The sequence below is a fragment of the Pantoea sp. Fr-CA_6 genome (genome assembly GCF_024520895.1).
Lineage (GTDB): Bacteria > Pseudomonadota > Gammaproteobacteria > Enterobacterales > Enterobacteriaceae > Pantoea > Pantoea agglomerans.
Genome location: NZ_JALNPO010000029.1, coordinates 1 through 1,201, shown reverse-complemented (window position 1 = coordinate 1,201; position 1,201 = coordinate 1). Strand labels below are relative to the sequence as shown.

At 53.5% G+C, this 1,201-nt stretch carries 1 rRNA gene (cut by a window edge); it reads right to left on the bottom strand.

The features are described 5' to 3' along the window. Positions 1-1,170, bottom strand: a 23S ribosomal RNA gene (locus tag NR201_RS22435) (it extends 1,831 nt beyond the left edge of the window). Positions 1,171-1,201: the final 31 nt, after the last annotated feature.

Genomic DNA, 1,201 nt, shown 5'->3' with positions numbered 1-1,201 from the left:
GTCGCTGCCGCAGCTTCGGTGCATGGTTTAGCCCCGTTACATCTTCCGCGCAGGCCGACTCGACCAGTGAGCTATTACGCTTTCTTTAAATGATGGCTGCTTCTAAGCCAACATCCTGGCTGTCTGTGCCTTCCCACATCGTTTCCCACTTAACCATGACTTTGGGACCTTAGCTGGCGGTCTGGGTTGTTTCCCTCTTCACGACGGACGTTAGCACCCGCCGTGTGTCTCCCGTGATAACATTCTTCGGTATTCGCAGTTTGCATCGGGTTGGTAAGCCGGGATGGCCCCCTAGCCGAAACAGTGCTCTACCCCCGAAGATGAGTTCACGAGGCGCTACCTAAATAGCTTTCGGGGAGAACCAGCTATCTCCCGGTTTGATTGGCCTTTCACCCCCAGCCACAGGTCATCCGCTAATTTTTCAACATTAGTCGGTTCGGTCCTCCAGTTAGTGTTACCCAACCTTCAACCTGCCCATGGCTAGATCACCGGGTTTCGGGTCTATACCCTGCAACTTAACGCCCAGTTAAGACTCGGTTTCCCTGCGGCTCCCCTATACGGTTAACCTTGCTACAGAATATAAGTCGCTGACCCATTATACAAAAGGTACGCAGTCACCCCCATAAAGAAGGCTCCCACTGCTTGTACGTACACGGTTTCAGGTTCTGTTTCACTCCCCTCGCCGGGGTTCTTTTCGCCTTTCCCTCACGGTACTGGTTCACTATCGGTCAGTCAGGAGTATTTAGCCTTGGAGGATGGTCCCCCCATATTCAGACAGGATACCACGTGTCCCGCCTTACTCATCGAGCTCACAGCATGTGTGCTTTTGTGTACGGGAGTATCACCCTGTACCCTGCGACTTTCCAGACGCTTCCACTAACACACAAGCTGATTCAGGCTCTGGGCTGCTCCCCGTTCGCTCGCCGCTACTGGGGGAATCTCGGTTGATTTCTTTTCCTCGGGGTACTTAGATGTTTCAGTTCCCCCGGTTCGCCTTGCAGCACTATGTATTCATGCTGCAATGATGCACAGAGTGCACCGGGTTTCCCCATTCGGACATCGACGGCTGTAGCGGTTCATATCACCTTACCGTCGCTTTACGCAGATTAGCACGTCCTTCATCGCCTCTGACTGCCTGGGCATCCACCGTGTACGCTTAGTCGCTTAACCTCACAACCCACAGGCGTTTTACAACGCTGCG